Annotated in this window: 13 protein-coding genes; 5 read left to right on the forward strand and 8 right to left on the reverse strand. The window is 65.9% G+C overall.

What is annotated here, in order from left to right; all coding sequences use genetic code 11:
* Positions 1-20: 20 nt before the first annotated feature.
* On the reverse strand, positions 21-1,241 hold the full coding sequence (locus ASF98_RS07855; protein ID WP_055799858.1) for a helix-turn-helix domain-containing protein: 1,221 nt from the start codon (positions 1,239-1,241) through the stop codon (positions 21-23).
* A gap of 235 nt (positions 1,242-1,476) precedes the next feature.
* Between ASF98_RS07855 and ald the strand changes: the two genes are divergently transcribed.
* Complete coding sequence (gene ald, locus ASF98_RS07860) at positions 1,477-2,595, forward strand: alanine dehydrogenase (protein WP_055799860.1); 1,119 nt, start codon at positions 1,477-1,479, stop codon at positions 2,593-2,595.
* 106 nt (positions 2,596-2,701) lie between these two features.
* Here the strand turns inward: ald and ASF98_RS07865 are convergent, their stop codons facing one another.
* The 6 genes from ASF98_RS07865 to ASF98_RS07890 form a co-directional block, all read right to left on the reverse strand.
* Positions 2,702-3,790, reverse strand: a complete 1,089-nt coding sequence (locus tag ASF98_RS07865; RefSeq protein ID WP_055799862.1) for a Gfo/Idh/MocA family protein — start codon at positions 3,788-3,790, stop codon at positions 2,702-2,704.
* Positions 3,791-3,911: 121 nt separating this feature from the next.
* Positions 3,912-5,621, reverse strand: a complete 1,710-nt coding sequence (locus ASF98_RS07870; protein ID WP_055799865.1) for an ABC transporter family substrate-binding protein — start codon at positions 5,619-5,621, stop codon at positions 3,912-3,914.
* 53 nt (positions 5,622-5,674) lie between these two features.
* Positions 5,675-7,954 carry an ABC transporter ATP-binding protein gene (locus tag ASF98_RS07875; protein ID WP_055799867.1) on the reverse strand — a complete coding sequence of 760 codons (2,280 nt, stop codon included), beginning with the start codon at positions 7,952-7,954 and terminating at the stop codon, positions 5,675-5,677.
* Positions 7,951-8,922, reverse strand: a complete 972-nt coding sequence (locus ASF98_RS07880) for an ABC transporter permease (RefSeq protein ID WP_055799876.1) — start codon at positions 8,920-8,922, stop codon at positions 7,951-7,953. Before ASF98_RS07880 ends, ASF98_RS07875 begins: the two co-directional genes overlap by 4 nt.
* 2 nt (positions 8,923-8,924) lie before the next feature.
* Positions 8,925-9,911, reverse strand: a complete 987-nt coding sequence (locus ASF98_RS07885) for an ABC transporter permease (protein ID WP_028271466.1) — start codon at positions 9,909-9,911, stop codon at positions 8,925-8,927.
* A gap of 360 nt (positions 9,912-10,271) precedes the next feature.
* Positions 10,272-10,925 (reverse strand): TetR/AcrR family transcriptional regulator, encoded by a 654-nt coding sequence (locus ASF98_RS07890; RefSeq protein ID WP_055799879.1) that lies wholly within the window; start codon positions 10,923-10,925, stop codon positions 10,272-10,274.
* Positions 10,926-11,052: 127 nt separating this feature from the next.
* Here ASF98_RS07890 and ASF98_RS07895 point away from each other — a divergent pair, with 127 nt between their 5' ends.
* Together ASF98_RS07895 and ASF98_RS24715 are read left to right on the forward strand one after the other, a co-directional pair.
* Positions 11,053-11,619: an NAD(P)H-dependent oxidoreductase gene (locus ASF98_RS07895; protein WP_055799882.1), complete on the forward strand. Its 567-nt coding sequence runs from the start codon at positions 11,053-11,055 to the stop codon at positions 11,617-11,619.
* 161 nt (positions 11,620-11,780) lie between these two features.
* A complete protein-coding gene (locus tag ASF98_RS24715) occupies positions 11,781-12,602 on the forward strand; it encodes a GerMN domain-containing protein (RefSeq protein WP_235505707.1) in 822 nt (273 codons plus the stop codon).
* Between the two features lie 36 nt (positions 12,603-12,638).
* Here the strand turns inward: ASF98_RS24715 and ASF98_RS07905 are convergent, their stop codons facing one another.
* Positions 12,639-13,484: an isocitrate lyase/PEP mutase family protein gene (locus tag ASF98_RS07905; protein WP_055799885.1), complete on the reverse strand. Its 846-nt coding sequence runs from the start codon at positions 13,482-13,484 to the stop codon at positions 12,639-12,641.
* A 121-nt stretch (positions 13,485-13,605) separates the two neighbouring features.
* Here ASF98_RS07905 and ASF98_RS07910 point away from each other — a divergent pair, with 121 nt between their 5' ends.
* Together ASF98_RS07910 and ASF98_RS07915 are read left to right on the forward strand one after the other, a co-directional pair.
* Positions 13,606-14,898, forward strand: coding sequence for an aminotransferase-like domain-containing protein (locus ASF98_RS07910; protein WP_055799889.1), 1,293 nt, complete (start codon positions 13,606-13,608; stop codon positions 14,896-14,898).
* Positions 14,899-14,965: 67 nt separating this feature from the next.
* Entirely contained in the window at positions 14,966-15,397 is a 432-nt protein-coding gene (locus ASF98_RS07915; RefSeq protein WP_055799892.1) for a universal stress protein, read from the forward strand.
* The last annotated feature ends 9 nt before the right edge of the window (positions 15,398-15,406 follow it).

The following is a 15,406-nucleotide window of genomic DNA, read 5'->3' on the forward strand; positions in this document are numbered from 1 at the left end:
GGAGCTGGATCCGTAATCGGCTAAATCCGCGGCCGCCCGGACCAGCGGCGTGCCTTAAGCGCCGCGTGGAGTTCCAGCCGGACCATGCCCTTGAGCGGATCCACGCCGAGTACCTGCCGGATGCGGCCCAGCCGGTTGTAGATGCTGCTCCGGTGCAGGTGCAGCTTGGTGGCGACGTCCTGCACGGACCCGTCGTTGTCGTACAAAAGTTCCAGGACGGGGAGCAGCTCGCCGTTGCGGTCGTGGTCTTCGAGGATGCGCGAGTAGACGGAGCCGGCGTCGGCCCATGCCCCGGCGCCGCCCCCGGCCGAAGCCAGCAGCTGGTAGACGCCCGTGGCCCGGCAGTCCACCAGCTCGCCCAGCTGGGGGTCCACGGCGGCGGCCTGGGCAGCCTGCCTGGATTGGGCGTACGCGTCCGCCAGTTCGCGCGGCTTGGCGAAGCCTTCGCTCGTGCCGAGGATGATCCGGCGCACCGGCCGGCCGGACCGTTTGGCGAGTTCAAGCTGGTAGTGCACCAGCACCTGCGCGTGGGCCGCACGCCCGGTGGATTCCCGGAACAGGACCACCGCGTGTGTTTCCGTGCCTGCGCTAAACAGCGCCGCGTCCACGCCAATGGTGGCCTGCAGCGCCGCGGAGCGGTGGATCAGGGTTGAGGCGATGGGATCGGATCCCTCCGCCCAGCCGTCGGCGTCGAGCACGGTGACCAGCTGCCACGGACCGCGCCCCTGCACTTCCTTCCACCCGCCCACGGCGGCCACCGCGTTGGCTTCGCCCCGGCATGCGCTCAGGAACTCCTGCTCCCTGCGGCGCCTGAATTCCGATTCGGCGGTGTTCGACTCCAGGAGAAGTCCGGACAGCAGCTCCAGTTCGTCCCGGACGCCGGGCAGCTGGGTGAGGATCGCCGTCGCGCTTTGGTCTTCGATGTCCTGCTGCACCCACAGGTAACCCACGCGGAAGCCGCGCACCAGCAGCGGGACGCAGACGCGTCCGAGCATGCCCAGCTCCTCGTTGGCGGGGACGACGACGGGACGCACCGCTGTCGCGATCCCGTGCGAAAGCTGCCACGCCTTCACGTCCGCCGGCACGCGCTTGCTGAGCAGGAAGTTCACGCGGACGCGGTCCGCGTGCGACTGGTTGGAGCTGTAGGCGAGCAGGACGCCGTCGAGATCCTCCAGCGAAAGTCCACGGCCGAGCTTCTCGGCCACCTGCTCAACGAGCTGTTCCACATCCTGCTGGTGCATGGTGCCACCTTACTGCCCGGCGCCGCCGGAACGTGAACGGACACCAGGCGACACCTGACGCTTCACCGCTCGACAGATGTCTAGGTAGTGAGTGGGAAAACCCCTGAAATAAGCGGAAGTTGCCTTATCCGAACGACGGCGTCGTGTCGGCTACCTCACATGCGGATTTATTCTGGAAGTACCAGATTCCCCGCACGTCCGGCCCACAAAGCCCACCAACAATGGAGCCCAAGAAATGATCATCGGCGTCCCCAAAGAGATTAAAAACAACGAATTCCGCGTGGCCATCACCGCTGCCGGAGTCCACGAATTCCGCACCCACGGCCACACCGTGCTGGTGGAACGCGGCGCAGGCCTGGGCTCCGGAATCACTGACGAGGAATACGCCATCGCCGGCGCCGAAATCGTCATCGAGGCAGATGACGTGTGGGCCCGCGCTGACATGGTCATGAAGGTCAAGGAGCCCATTGCTGCGGAATACCACCGCTTCCGCAAGGGCCTGATCCTCTTCACCTACCTCCACCTGGCCGCCGAGCCGGAACTCACCGCCGAGCTCATCAACTCCGGCGTCACCGCGATCGCCTACGAAACCGTCCAGGAAGGCCGCACCCTGCCCCTCCTGGCCCCGATGTCAGAAGTTGCCGGCCGCCTGTCCGTCCAGGTGGGCGCCACCTCGCTGATGGCACCCGCCGGCGGCAAGGGCGTACTGCTGGGCGGCGTCCCGGGCGTCCGCCCGGCCAAGGTCGTTGTGCTCGGTGCGGGCGTGGCCGGCACCAACGCCGCCGCCATGGCCCTGGGCCTCGGCGCCGACGTCACCATCCTGGACATCAACATCAACCGCCTCCGCGAACTCGACGCCCAGTACCAGGGCCGGCTGAAGACGGTCGCGTCCAACAAGTACGAAATCGAAAAGTCCGTCGTCGACGCGGACCTCGTGATCGGCTCCGTGCTGATCCCGGGGGCCAAGGCACCCAAGCTGGTCACCAACGAACTCGTGTCCCGGATGAAGCCCGGCTCCGTCCTCGTGGACATCGCCGTGGACCAGGGTGGCTGCTTCGAAGACACCCACCCCACAACGCACCAGGAACCCACGTACAAGGTCCACAACACCATCTTCTACTGCGTGGCCAACATGCCCGGGGCCGTCCCCAACACGTCCACGTACGCACTCACGAACGTGACCCTGCGCTACGGCGTGGCCCTCGCCAACCTCGGCGTAAAGGCCGCGTTCGAGAAGGACCCCGCACTGGCCGCCGGCCTCAACATTGCCGCCGGCCACGTGGCGCACCACTCGGTCTCCGAAGCGCACAACCTGCCGCTCGTAGCCGACTGGCACGAACTGGTCTCCGCATAGTCCTTAGTTCGTCCCGCTGCGCTGGACGACACACATCCTCGGCGTGCTCGCTCCTTCGTCGCTTAGACGCACGCTGCCGGATGTCTGTCGTTCAGCGCAGTTTTGGTTAAGCTCTATGCGTCGCCAGTTCGCGTGCCTTTTCTATTAATTTCAGGACCTCGATGGGGCCTGCAGGGTCTACTGGCAACGGCAGGGGCGAGCCGGTGCCGCCGTCGTGGATCTTGTCCGCGAGGAGCCGGTAAAACTCCGGGTAGGCGCCGCGTTCAGTGGGCAGGCGGTCCAGGTGGCCGTCGCGGCCCAGGAGCCCCGCCCAGTCCTTGTCCTCGACTCCGTATTCGGGGTCGAGCGGGCTGCCGCCAGCCACGATGTAGGGCTCCTGCGGGTCGATGCCGTGCTTGGTGAAGCCGCCCTCGGAGCCCAAGAGCCGGTAGCGGGGTCCCTGCTGGGCGCAGAGCATGTTCATCCAGAGGTGGCTGACTACGCCTGAATCATGCTGCAGTGCCACGAACACGTCATCGTCGGTCTTTTCGCCCGGCCGCCGGGCGCGGAGTTCCGCGTGCGCCACCGTCGCCGGGCCGAACAGCTGCAGTGATTGGTCGATGAGGTGGGTTCCGAGGTCGAAGAGCACCCCGCCCCCGTCGTCCGCCGTGGCTTCCGCTTTCCAGGCCTTCGAGACCTCCGGGGACCAGCGTTCGAACCGCGACTCGAACCGGGTCACGCTGCCCAGCACGCCGCCTTCCAGCAAGCCCTTCACCGTCAGGTAGTCGCCGTCCCACCGGCGGTTCTGGAACACGGTCAGCACCCGCCCCAGCCGGGCGGCAAGCTCCAGGAGTTCCTGCCCCTCGGCGCTGCGCACCGCAAAGGGCTTGTCAACGACGACGTCGAGTCCCGCCTCCAGCGCGGCCTTCGCCAGCGGGTAGTGGGTGGCCGGCGGCGTCCCGAGGACCATCAGGTCAAGGCCATCGGCCAGCGCCAGGATGTCGGCAGGGGTGTTTACGAGCCGCGCGGCAGGGTAGGCGGCGGACGCCTCAGCCTGCCGGCCGGCGTCGGACGTTGAAATAACGTCCAGCGAATATGACGGATTGGCGGTGATCAGCGGCGCGTGGAACACGCGGCCGGACAGGCCGAAGCCGGCGACCGCCGTCCGGATCGCGGGCTTGCTCGGGCCGGTGCCGGGGGTTGCTCCTGTGGTCATGGTTCCAACGCTACCCCCGCACGCCCGGAGGGGACGGCGAAGGCCGGCACCCTGCGTGAAGAGTTCGTGTGAACAGATCACGGGGATGCCGGCCCCCGGCGTCAGTACTGTCAGGCTGCTGTTACTTCTTTTCCCAGCCGAGGGTGGTCCAGTCCGGAACCTGGGACAGGCTCTTGAACAGGGACGGGCCGTAGTTGGCCAGGCCGGTGCGGACGAAGGAGATCTGCGGCCCGTTCATCACGACGCCCATGGAGAAGTACTTGGCCATGTGCTTCTTTTCAACTTCCATGGCTGCCTTGTTGCGCTCGGCGTTGTCCTCAATGCTGCTGAGTGCCTTGATCTCGGCATCCAGCTCGGCGTCGCCCAGTTCGTTCTCGTTGGTTTTGGAGTCGTAGAACTGCTTGACGGCGTCCGTTGCGTCGGCACCCACGGTGTAGCCGGAGACGCTCAGGAAGAAGTCGCGGCTGCCCAGGACCTTGCCGAAGTCGGCAGAGGCGCGCTGGTCGATTCCCACGTCCATGCCGCCGGCCTGGAGCTGCTTCTGCAGGGTCTGCACGAACGCCAGGGTGGTGGGGTCGTCACCGAAGTTGCTGATCTTGAAGGCGGCCGGAACGCCGTCCTTCTCCATGATGCCCGCGGCATTGGGCTTGTAGCCGGCATCGGTCAGCACCTTCTTGGCTGCCTCTGCACCGGATTCCGTGGCCGGGTAGTTGTCCTGGTAGTACTTGGAGAACGGCAGCAGCATCATGGAACCGGAGCTGGTTTCTTCCCAGTTCAGCCCGTTGAAGCGGACCTTGCGCAGGGCTTCGCGGTCTACGGCGGTGAAGATTGCCTTACGGATGGCGACGTCCGTGAGCGGAGCCTTCTGCGCGTTGAGATTCAGGCCGCCGGCGAACAGCCGCTGGCCGCGGCGGATCTCGGAATCCTTGGTGCCGTCCAGCTGCTTGTACGGGGTGATGGTGTTCGCGGAAACGCCGTCAATCTCGCCGTTCTTGAAGGCGGCGATCGCGGCGCTGCTCTCCAGCTGGCGGAACACCACCTTGTCGAGGACGGGCTTGGTGCCCCACCATTTGTCGTTCTGCGCCAGGGTCACAGTCTTGGCGGCGCTGTCATACTTGTCCAGCTTGAAGGGTCCTGCCATCCACTCCGGGTGCATGTCGCCGGTGAAACCGGTGTTGAAGATCTCGGGAGTGTTCACGGCCGGGTGGATCAGGCCGGTGAAGAGGGCATCCAGCGGATAGACGGGCTGGGTGGTGGTGACCACCACTTCCTTGTCACTGGAACCGGCCTTGACGGAGTCAACGAACTCGTAGGCGCCGGAGCTGACGATGTCGATGTCCTTGTTTTCGCCCTTGAGCATGTTCCAGGTGTTCTGGAAGGCCTTGACGTCGATCGGCGTGCCGTCGTTGTACGAGGCTTTCTCGTTCACCTTGATGGTGATGGTCTGCTTGCCGTCCTTGACTTCGCTCTTGACGTCCTCGCAGAAGTCCTTGTTCGGAGTCGCTGTGCCGTCGAAGTCGAAGTTCCAGCAGCCCCAGGTGCCGGCCTGGTCGATGGGGCGGTGCAGTGCGGTGTTGTCCGCGCTGTTGCCGTTGTTGGAGAAGCCGTTGAAGTCCGGACCGATGTTGCCCAGCGGAAGCGTCACGGTGCCGCCGGGTTCCAGGTCCTTGGCATCCTTGGCGTTTATGCTGATCAGCTTGGTGAGGTCACTGCCGGCGTCCTGGCCCTTGCCTGCGTCGGGACCCTTGGGAGTCCCGCCTCCGCCACAGCCGGTGAGCGCGAGCGCTGCCGCCACAGCGGCCACCCCGCCAATCTTGGTCAGATTCTTCATTGTTTTCCCTTCATTTTTTGGTGCGAGAGTTGGTGCTTTGGGGATCGGGCAAGTTAGGGGCTGTCGTGGACAACGAGCATGTCCGCGTCGAGTTCACCGTCCGGGAAGAAGCAGGCGAACTGTTGGTCGGCGTCCTGGGCAAACGCCCGGGCCCCGGCCGGGGACGCCTGCGGGGACGCGGTCTGCGGAGAAGCGACCGGTTCCAGCGGCGGCTCAAGGGTGAGGCATTTTTCCTGCTTCGCCGCGGGGAGCGCGGCAAACACCGGGCAGCGGGTGGCGAAGTTGCAGCCCTTTGGCGCATCAAGCGGCGACGGGAGGTCTCCTTGCAGGATGATGCGTTCGCGGGTTCGTTCCAGCTGCGGGTCAGGCACCGGGATCGCGGACAGGAGTGCCCGGGTGTAGGGGTGGCGCGGGTTGTCGAACACGTTGTCCACGTCGCCAATTTCCACGATCTTGCCCAGGTACATCACTGCCACCCGGTTGGAGATGTGCCGCACCACGGAAAGGTCATGGGCCACCATGAGGTAGCTCAGGCCGAGTTCAGCGCGGAGCTTGTCCAGGAGGTTGATCACGCCGGCCTGAACGGAGACGTCCAGGGCGGACACGGGTTCGTCGAGGACCACCAGCTTGGGGTTCACGGCAAGCGCGCGGGCGATACCGATGCGCTGCCGCTGGCCGCCGGAGAACTGGTTGGGGAACCGGTTGACGTGGTCCGGCTGGAGGCCCACCAGTTCCATCAGTTCCATGATCCGCTTCCGGATGGCGGGCTTGTCCATGCCGGCGTTTTCGAGCGGCTCGGACAGGACCTCAAAGACGGTGAAGCGCGGGTCCAGTGCCCCGGTGGGATCCTGGAACACCATCTGGAGTTCCTTGCGCATGGCGGTTTTCGTCCTGGCGTCGGAGGCCGCCTTGTTGCTCAGCCCGCCGATGGTCACCTCGCCGTCCTGGTCCTTGTGGAACTCCATGATTTCCAGCAGCGTGGTGGTTTTGCCGCAGCCGGATTCACCCACGATGGAGAAGCATTCGCCCTCGCGGATGTCGAAGCTCAGCCCGTCCACGGCCTTCACGGTGCCGATCCGGCGCTTGATGAGCGAGCCCTTCAGGAGCGGGAAGTGCTTCCTGACGTCCCTCAGTTCCAGGACTTTCCTGCGCTCAAGCCGCGGGACGGCATCGAAACGGGAGACCGGTACGGCCGGGGCGTGGAAGATCTCGTGGACATCCACTTCGGCGCCCAGTGAGTCGGTCTTGATGCAGGCCGCCTTGTGGGCGCCGCTGCCGGCAATGCCGTTTCCCGCTCCCCGCGGGCCGCTGACCGGCCACAGCTCCGGTTCCCCCTGCAGGCAGGAGTCGCTCACGAGCGGGCAGCGCGGGGCGAAGGAGCATCCGGTGGGCTCGTGGATCAGGTTCGGCGGGATGCCCTCGATGGGCACCAGGGAGGCCTTTTCCGCAATGTCCACGCGGGGCACCGCGCCCAGCAGTCCCATGGTGTACGGCATCCGCGGGCTGTAGTAGATGTCGTCCACGCTGCCGGTCTCCACCGGCTTTCCCGCGTACATCACCATGATGTCGTCCGCCATGCCGGCCACCACGCCAAGATCGTGCGTAATCATCACGACGGCGGCGCCGGTCTCCTCCTGCGCTGTGTGCAGCACCTCAAGGACCTGCGCCTGGATGGTGACGTCCAGCGCCGTCGTCGGCTCATCCGCGATGAGCACGCGCGGGTTGTTGGCGATCGCGATCGCGATCATGACGCGCTGGCGCATGCCGCCGGAAAACTCGTGCGGGAACGCCTTCAGGCGGTCCTTCGGGCTGGGGATGCCCACCATGCCGAGAAGTTCGACGGCGCGGGCTTCCTTGGCCTGTTTGCTCATCTTCGGGTGGTGGACCGTTAGTGCCTCGATGATCTGGTGGCCCACCGTGTACACCGGGGTCAGGGAGGAGAGCGGGTCCTGGAAGACCATGGCGATGTCGTTGCCACGGAACCGGCACATGGCCTTGTCGCTGAGTCCCAGCAGTTCCTTGCCGTTCAACCTCACTGACCCGCTGATTTCGGCGGTGGTGGGCAGCAGGCCCATGATGGCCAGGGAGGTCACGGATTTGCCCGAACCGGACTCGCCCACGATGCCGAGCGTCTTGCCCGGCAGGAGGTCGAAGTCGACGCCGCGGACGGCGTGGACCACGCCGTTCTCCGAGTTGAACCGGACGTTCAGGTCCCGGACGGAGAGGACGGCGCCCGCCGGGGCATCACCTGCGGCATGCAGCCCGGCGACGTGCAGGCGCTCCGCCACGGAATCGGCGGGGCGCTCTGTGCTGGCGGTGGTTTCGCGGCTCATTTGTTCCTCTTCCGTGCAGTCTTCTTGGCGCTGCCAACGGAGCTGGAGCTGGGGTCGAAGGCATCGCGCAGGCCGTCATTCATCATGGCCAGCGAACCGGTCAGCAGGAACATCACCACGAGCGGAACCCAGAACATCCAAGGGAACGTCTGGACCTGGGAGGTTGCCTGGTTGATGAGGACGCCGAGGCTGACATCAGGGACCTTGATGCCGATGCCGATGAAGGAGAACGCGACTTCGGCCAGGATGGCGCCGGTGACGCCGCGGGTGACGTCCAGGACCAGCAGCGATCCGATGTTGGGGACCAGGTGCCGCCAGACGATCCGGCGGGCCGGGATGCCCATGTACTGGGCGGCCTTGACGAAGTCCCGCTGCATGAGCGACATCGAAAGGGAGCGGATCAGGCGGGCGGTGCCCATCCAGCTGAAGACCAGGAGCACGATGATCAGCAGAAGCCAGCTGGGCAAGTTTTCCCGGAGCCCGTTGCCGCCGCCGCTGGTGGCGACCGCCACGACCAGCAGTGCCGGCATCATGATGAGGGCCTCGAGGACGAAGAGCATGACCTTGTCCACTTTGCCGCCGAAGTAGGCCATGGTGCAGCCGTAGACGGCGGCGATCAGCACCGAGACCAGGCCGACCACCAGGCCGATGAGGATGGAGATCCGGGTGCCTTCAACCATCAGGGCGTAGAGGTCGATGCCGGCCTGGGACGTACCCAGGAGGTGTTCACCGGACGGCGGCATGCCGATGTTGAAGGGGTCGATGGTTTCTTTGTCCCAGGGGGAGAGGAAACCGCCCACGAAGGAGAAGACCGTGAGGGCGAGGAAGATGACCAGGCCGGCCACGGCTGTCTTGTTCCGCAGGAAGCGCCGCAGGATGATCGCGGACTTGGCGATCACGACGTCGTCGTTCTCTATCCTTGCTTCCTCGGCAACGGCGGCGGGGTCGATCGCGTTCAGGTTGGTCATGGCTACTGCACCCGCACTCTCGGGTCGACAAGGGTAGTGGCGAAGTCCGCGAGGATCGCGCCGATGGCGAAAATCACGGAACCGTACGCGAGGGTGGCTGTGGCCGCGTTGACGTCCTGCAGGGCGATGGCGTCGATGCTCCACGAACCGACACCCGGCCAGGCGAAGATCTTCTCGGCAAAAAAGCCGCCGGCGAAGATGGCCGGGATGGTGAAGGCGATGCTTTGCGCGACCGGGATGAACGAGACGCGCAGGGCATGGCGGGCGATGGCCTGGTTTCGGGTGAGCCCCTTGGCCCGGGCTGTGCGGACGAAATCCGCGTTGACGTTGTCCAGCAGGTACTGGCGCTGGGCGATCTGGTACGTGCCCCAGCCCACCAGGGTGATGGCCAGCGTGGGCACCGTGTAGTGGGCCACCATGTCGACGAACTGGACCCAGGCGCTGCCTTCCAGCCCGGGTGTGGAAATGCCGGTGACGAAGAAAATCCGTTCGCCGATGGTTTCGTTGACGTTAATGGCGCCGAGCTGCACGAGGAAGTAGGCGATCGGCGCAGGCACGATGTACACGAGGTAGCTGTAGGACGTGATCACACGGTCCTGGAACTTGTACTGCCGGGCGGCGGTGTACACACCCAGCGCAACCCCGATGACGAGGGTCAGGACGATGGAGGCCAGGAACAGCCGGGTGGAAATCCACACGCGGTCGCCGAACTCGGCGTTGATGAAGGCGCCGTTGGGGCTTCGCCCCCAGTCCCAGCGCGTGACGACTGCCGTGAGCCAGTCAACGTAGCGTTCCCAGGGGCTGAGCGTCGGGTCAAGGCCCTTGAGCCGGAAGGAGTTTGTCACCTGCTCCGGCGTCGGCCGTGGAATGCGTTCCTGTTCCAGCAGCGCGGGCTGAAGCGTACTGACGGCAAGGAAGTACCCCGCCGTCGTAGTCAGGAAGATCATGAGCAGGTAGGTGGCTGCCCTTTTGGCGAGGTAACGGAACATGTCTGCCTAGCTCCGGATCGCCGGTGCCAGTTCCGCGCTGCGCAGTGACGGCGGCGCCTCGGAGGAGCCGTCCCGGGCCGGTGTCATATCAGCATTCACAGCAGGTGATCCTTCCGTCAGCTCCCGGACCGGCAGGGGTTCCGCCGCCGATCCGGGATCATGGCCAGCGGGTGTCTGGCCGTCCGCGGGCCCTTGGGCCCTTGTCCTTGTGGACTATGTTGCGGGTCACATTCCAGAGGAAACTACCACATATGGGGAACCCTCCACGGTGCCTAAAAGCGGAAACGCGGGCGTCCTGTACCAGATCGTTATGAATAAATCACGAGGATGGATTTGACTGGCCGGACGGTGTGCCATGGACTAGCCTTCGTCCGGCCGGGATGCGCTGTCCTGGCGGGGGGCGCCTCCGGGACAGCTGACCACGCGCGTGACGAGCTCGCGCCATGATTCCGCGAGCCGCTCCGGAGCCACATGGTGGACCCGCACCGCGTACAGCAGCCGCTCGGGGTCCAGGGTTGAGCTCAGCGACATCGCCATCAGCCAGGGATCGGCGGTGACTCCGGCGGCCCGCAGGAGCATTTCGATGTGCCGGTGCCATAGAACGGCGGCCGGTACGTCGTAGCGGTTGTAGGCGGAGGCGTCCGCGGCCCGGGCCAGCTCGCCAAACTCCAGCACGTAGGCAATGCGTTCCGCTCCGAACGCTACAAGCCGGTCCAGCGGCGGCGCCCCCGGGCCCAGGGGCGGGGGCCCGAACATGAACCGGCCCTGGAATGCGGCCTCCGAGTCGCTGAGCAGCGTCATCATGAGCCCCGCCCGGGAACCGAACCGCCGGAAGACTGTGCCTTTGCCGACGCCGGCGCGTTCGGCCAGCCTGTCCATGGTGAGCCCGTCCGCGCCGCACTCCTCAATGAGTTCCCGGGCAGCCTTGAGCAGCAGCTCCCGGTTGCGGGCGGCGTCGCTGCGTTCCGCTTCCCCGCCGAGCGGCGATCCGGAGCGGATTGGGATGAGGCTCACAAGAAATATTCTAGCCCCGGGAATAATATCCGGACCGCAGTCCGTTTAGCATGGATGAAGGCACCAACAGCCTCCGCAAACCAACCAGCCGGCGGATCCCTCCCGCGGCCAGACACAAGGAGTTCAAATGTCCAAGAGCACCGTACTTACACTGGTCGGCAGCCTGCGCGCCGAATCCACCAACCAGAAGCTCGCCGAGGCCATCCAGCTGAACGCACCCGAGCAGGTTGAGGTTGTTATCCACGAAAGCCTGGGCAACATCCCGTTCTACAACGAGGACATCGACGTCGAAGGCCAGGTTCCGGCTGCCGCCGCTGCGCTCCGCGCCGCCGCCAATGACGCCGACGCCCTCCTGCTGGTCACCCCGGAGCACAACGGAACCGTGCCGGCCTCGCTCAAGAACGCCATCGACTGGCTGTCCCGCCCGTTCGGCGCCGGCGCCCTTGCCGGCAAGCCCACCGCCGTCGTGGGCACCGCCTTTGGCCAGTTCGGCGGCGTCTGGGCACAGGACGAAGCCCGCAAGGCTGTCGGCATCGCCGGCGCTCGTGTCATTGAAGACGCCAAGCTGGCCGTTCCCGGCTCCATGGTCCGCTTCGCCGAAGTCCACCCCAAGGACGACGCCGAGGTCGTGGAGCAGATCAAGGGCGTTTTCGATGCCCTGGCCAAGGCCGAAACTGCCGCCGAAGCAGCCTGATTCACCACCCCTGAAGCCCCCGGCCACCGCCGGGGGCTTTTGCGTCACCATTCCGTGATGGAGCTGACGCAAAACCGTCACTTGGCACCTGTTCCGCACACCGGCGCCCCGCCGTAACGTGGAGACGGGGGACGTGCGAGAGCTGGAAGTGCGGTGCCTTCATGATGGTCACGCCTGGGGTCCGGGCAGCTGCGGCAGCCGCCGCGTTGATGCTTCCGCTGTGGCTCGGATCCTGCTCGCTGCCCCTGTCGGCATCCCCGGCCGGTACGGCCGCCCAGCCGGGCAGCGTGCCGGAACCGCAACCACTTCCGCCGCCATTTCCCGGGGCCACAACCGGGGCTCCGCTCCCGGCCTCCGCCGGCGCCGGACCGGAAATTGCCGCCTCCAGCCCGACGGCCAAACCCAGAACGGGCGGCAGCATCACATCGCAGGCCGGCGGCGACGGCGCCGCGATGATTGACGACTCCACCGCCGTCACCGGGCCCGCGGTCACAGCTCCGGGCACTCCCGCATCGGGCAGCTCCGGATCCGGGAACCCGGCAGCGGCGGTGAAACCTGCCGACGACGACAAGGCGGCGCGCGGCCGACTGTCCGGCGGAACGCCCGTGTACTTCGTGGCACTCGATGACGGCGGCAGCTCCGGCGTGCGGTTCGGCTGCAACGACAGCCTCGTGCCCGTCATCCACGACACCGCCGCGGACGAGGAACCGCTCCAGGCAGCCCTCGATTTCCTGCTCGGCAGCGATCCCCCGGAGGGGCTGTACAACTCGCTGGACGACTCCGCGCTGAAGTACGTTTCCGCATACTTTGACGGCACCACGGTGGTAGTGAACCTGACCGGGACCATCCGGCCGGGCGGCACCTGCGACGTTCCCCGGCTGGAAGCCCAGCTCACGCACACGGCCGTCTCCGCCGTCGGCGCGGCGCGGGCGGAGATCTATGTGGACGGGCGGCGGCTGGCGGACGTTCTTAGCCTCCGGTGAGCCGGCTCCAGGTGAGCCGAGGGCGGCACCCGGCGCTTAGCCCCGCCGGAACAGCTCATCCATGGCCTCGTGGCTGCGGGCGCCGGCCAGTTCGGACCAGTTGCCGTCCCCGAGCACGTCTTCGGCCACCCGGGATACGGTGGCATAAGCAGCCTTCGCCGTGTTTCCGCCGATGCTGATCCGGCGGACACCAGCATCGTGCAGTTCGCCCACGGAAGGCGCGCCCAGGCCGGCTAGCGCGTTCAGTGGCGCGGCGATCCGCCGCGACAGGTCGTGGAGCAGGTGCAGGTCCTGCACCCCGGGCACGAAGATTCCATTGGCCCCCGCGGCCAGGTATGCGTCTGCACGCTGAAGCGTTTCCGTGAAGGCGGTCTCCGGGAAACGGCCGGACAGGTACGTGTCGATGCGGGCGTTGATGAACAGATCAACGCCCGCATCCTCCGCTGTGCGGCGGACGACGGCGATGCGTCGCGCCTGCTCGTCAACGTCAGTTAGCGGATCATCGCCGGAGTCTTCGAAGTTCACACCGACCGCTCCGGCTGCCAGGACACTGCGGATTGTTTCCCGCAGTTCACCCTCGTCGAATGCACCGCGTGCCTTCGCATATCCCGTCTCTATGTCCGCCGTGACCGGCAGCGCCGTAGATGCCGCAATCCGGCCAAGGGCCGCCATGGCGAGTTCCCGCGGCAGGTGGTTGCCGTCCGGAAAGCCGAGGCTCCAGGACAGGGCTGAACTGGAGGTGGCCAGCGCGGTCGCTCCTGCTTCTTCCACGAGGCGGGCGGACGCCACATCCCAGACATTCACCAGGACCAGCGGCGCCGGGTCCTCGTGCAGTGCGTGGAAGGCGGCAGCCAGGGGACCGAAGCGACTCTGCGTTGTCATGGCTCTATTCCATGCCCTGCGCCGTTCCAGGTAAAGCAATTCAGTCCCGCACCAAGGGAAGATTCAGATTTTTAGCAACAAACGTTGCCTCATTGACAACAACTGGCTGTATCCTGTCAGTGTGACCCACGAAACACTTGATGCCGCCGCAGACATCCTGCCGGCCGAGGCAATTGACGCAATCGAACGCGCGGCAACGTCCGCCCACCGCCACGATGAACTTTTCTCGGAGCGCGCAGCAAACATCAAGCAGTCCGCCGTCCGCGACGTCTTCGACATCTCCCTGCGCCCGGGCCTGGTGTCGCTGGCCGGCGGCAGCCCCTACCTGCAGTCGCTGCCGCTGGAGCGGCTGGGGCAGACAGCGGCGAAGATCATTGCCGAGCAGGGCATGACGGCCCTCCAGTACGGCAGCGGCCAGGGGACCGAAGAATTACGCACCCAGATTTGCGAGGTGATGGCAGCAGAAGGGATCCTCGACGCCGATCCCCGGAATGTGGTGGTCACTGCCGGCTCCCAGTCCGCACAGGACGTGGCCACCAAGGTCTTCTGCAACCCCGGCGACGTGGTGCTGGTGGAGGACCCGACGTATGTGGGCGCGCTGAACACGTTCGAGGCCTACCAGGTGGAAGTGGCGCCCGTTCCCATGGACGAGCACGGCCTGGTTCCGGATCTGCTGGAAGCCCGGATCGCCGCCCTCCAGACGGCCGGGAAGAATATAAAGTTCCTGTACACCATCCCGAATTTCAACAACCCGTCCGGCATCACCCTGGCTGAGGAGCGCCGGCAGGAAATCGTCGATATATGCCGGAAAGCGAATATTCTGGTTCTGGAGGACAATCCCTACGGCCTGCTCCGCTTCGAGGGCAAGCCGCTCGCTCCGTTGCGGGCCGCCAATCCGGACGACGTTATCTACATGGGCTCGTTCTCCAAGATCTTCGCCCCGGGGCTGCGGGTCGGCTGGGCCCTGGTGCCGGCACACCTCCAGCGCCGCTACTACCTGGCATCCGAAGCCGTGACGCTCTGCCCGTCCACCCTGAACCAGATGCTGGTCTCGGCCTACCTGCGGGATTACGACTGGAAAGGTCAGATCGAAACCTACCGCGGTCTCTACGCGGAGCGCTGCCAGGCCATGCTCGCCGCCCTTGAGGAGTACATGCCCGAGGGATTGACCTGGACCCGGCCCGAGGGCGGCTTTTTCGTCTGGGTCACGCTGCCCGAGGGCGTGGATACCTACCCGCTGCTGCGCAAGGCCATCGACGCCGGCGTGGTGTTCATCCCCGGGGCAGCGTTCACGCATTCGGACGAACCCTCGAACAAGCTGCGCCTCGCTTTCAGTGCCGTGCCTCCCGAAGCCATCGCCGAAGGCGTGCGGCGGCTCGCGCCGGTCCTGCGGGACGCCATTGCGGCGCTGTAGCCTGAATCATTACTGCATGCTGCCCGCCACTTTTCATTAAACTGACCGATCTCTTAGGAGCAGGACTATGACCGGAATTATTGTTGTCGGCGTTGACGGCAGTGAGACTGCCATGCGGGCCGCGGAAACGGCCCAAGGGCTCGCCGCATCCCTGGACGCGACGCTTCACGTGGTAACCGCGTTCGACAGTGACCGCACCGAGGTCTACGGCAGCGGCAGTGACCGGTTCATTGTCTCCGATGCCGGCGAGGCAGAGAAGGTGGCCAAGGACGTTGCGGCACAGCTGAGCACGGAAGGCCTCAAGGTCACCTATTCCTCGGCCCGGGGCAAGCCGGCGGAAGCCATCATCAGGGAAGCCGAACGATTCGACGCCCGCTTGATCGTGGTGGGGAACCGCCGGATGCGCGGGCTCGGCCGCGTCCTGGGAAGCGTCGCCAACAGTGTGGCGCACAACGCGCCCTGCGACGTCTACATCGCCAAGACCGACGTCGCCGACTAGGACGTCCGG

Source organism: Arthrobacter sp. Leaf337 (assembly GCF_001423745.1).
Classification (GTDB): domain Bacteria; phylum Actinomycetota; class Actinomycetes; order Actinomycetales; family Micrococcaceae; genus Arthrobacter.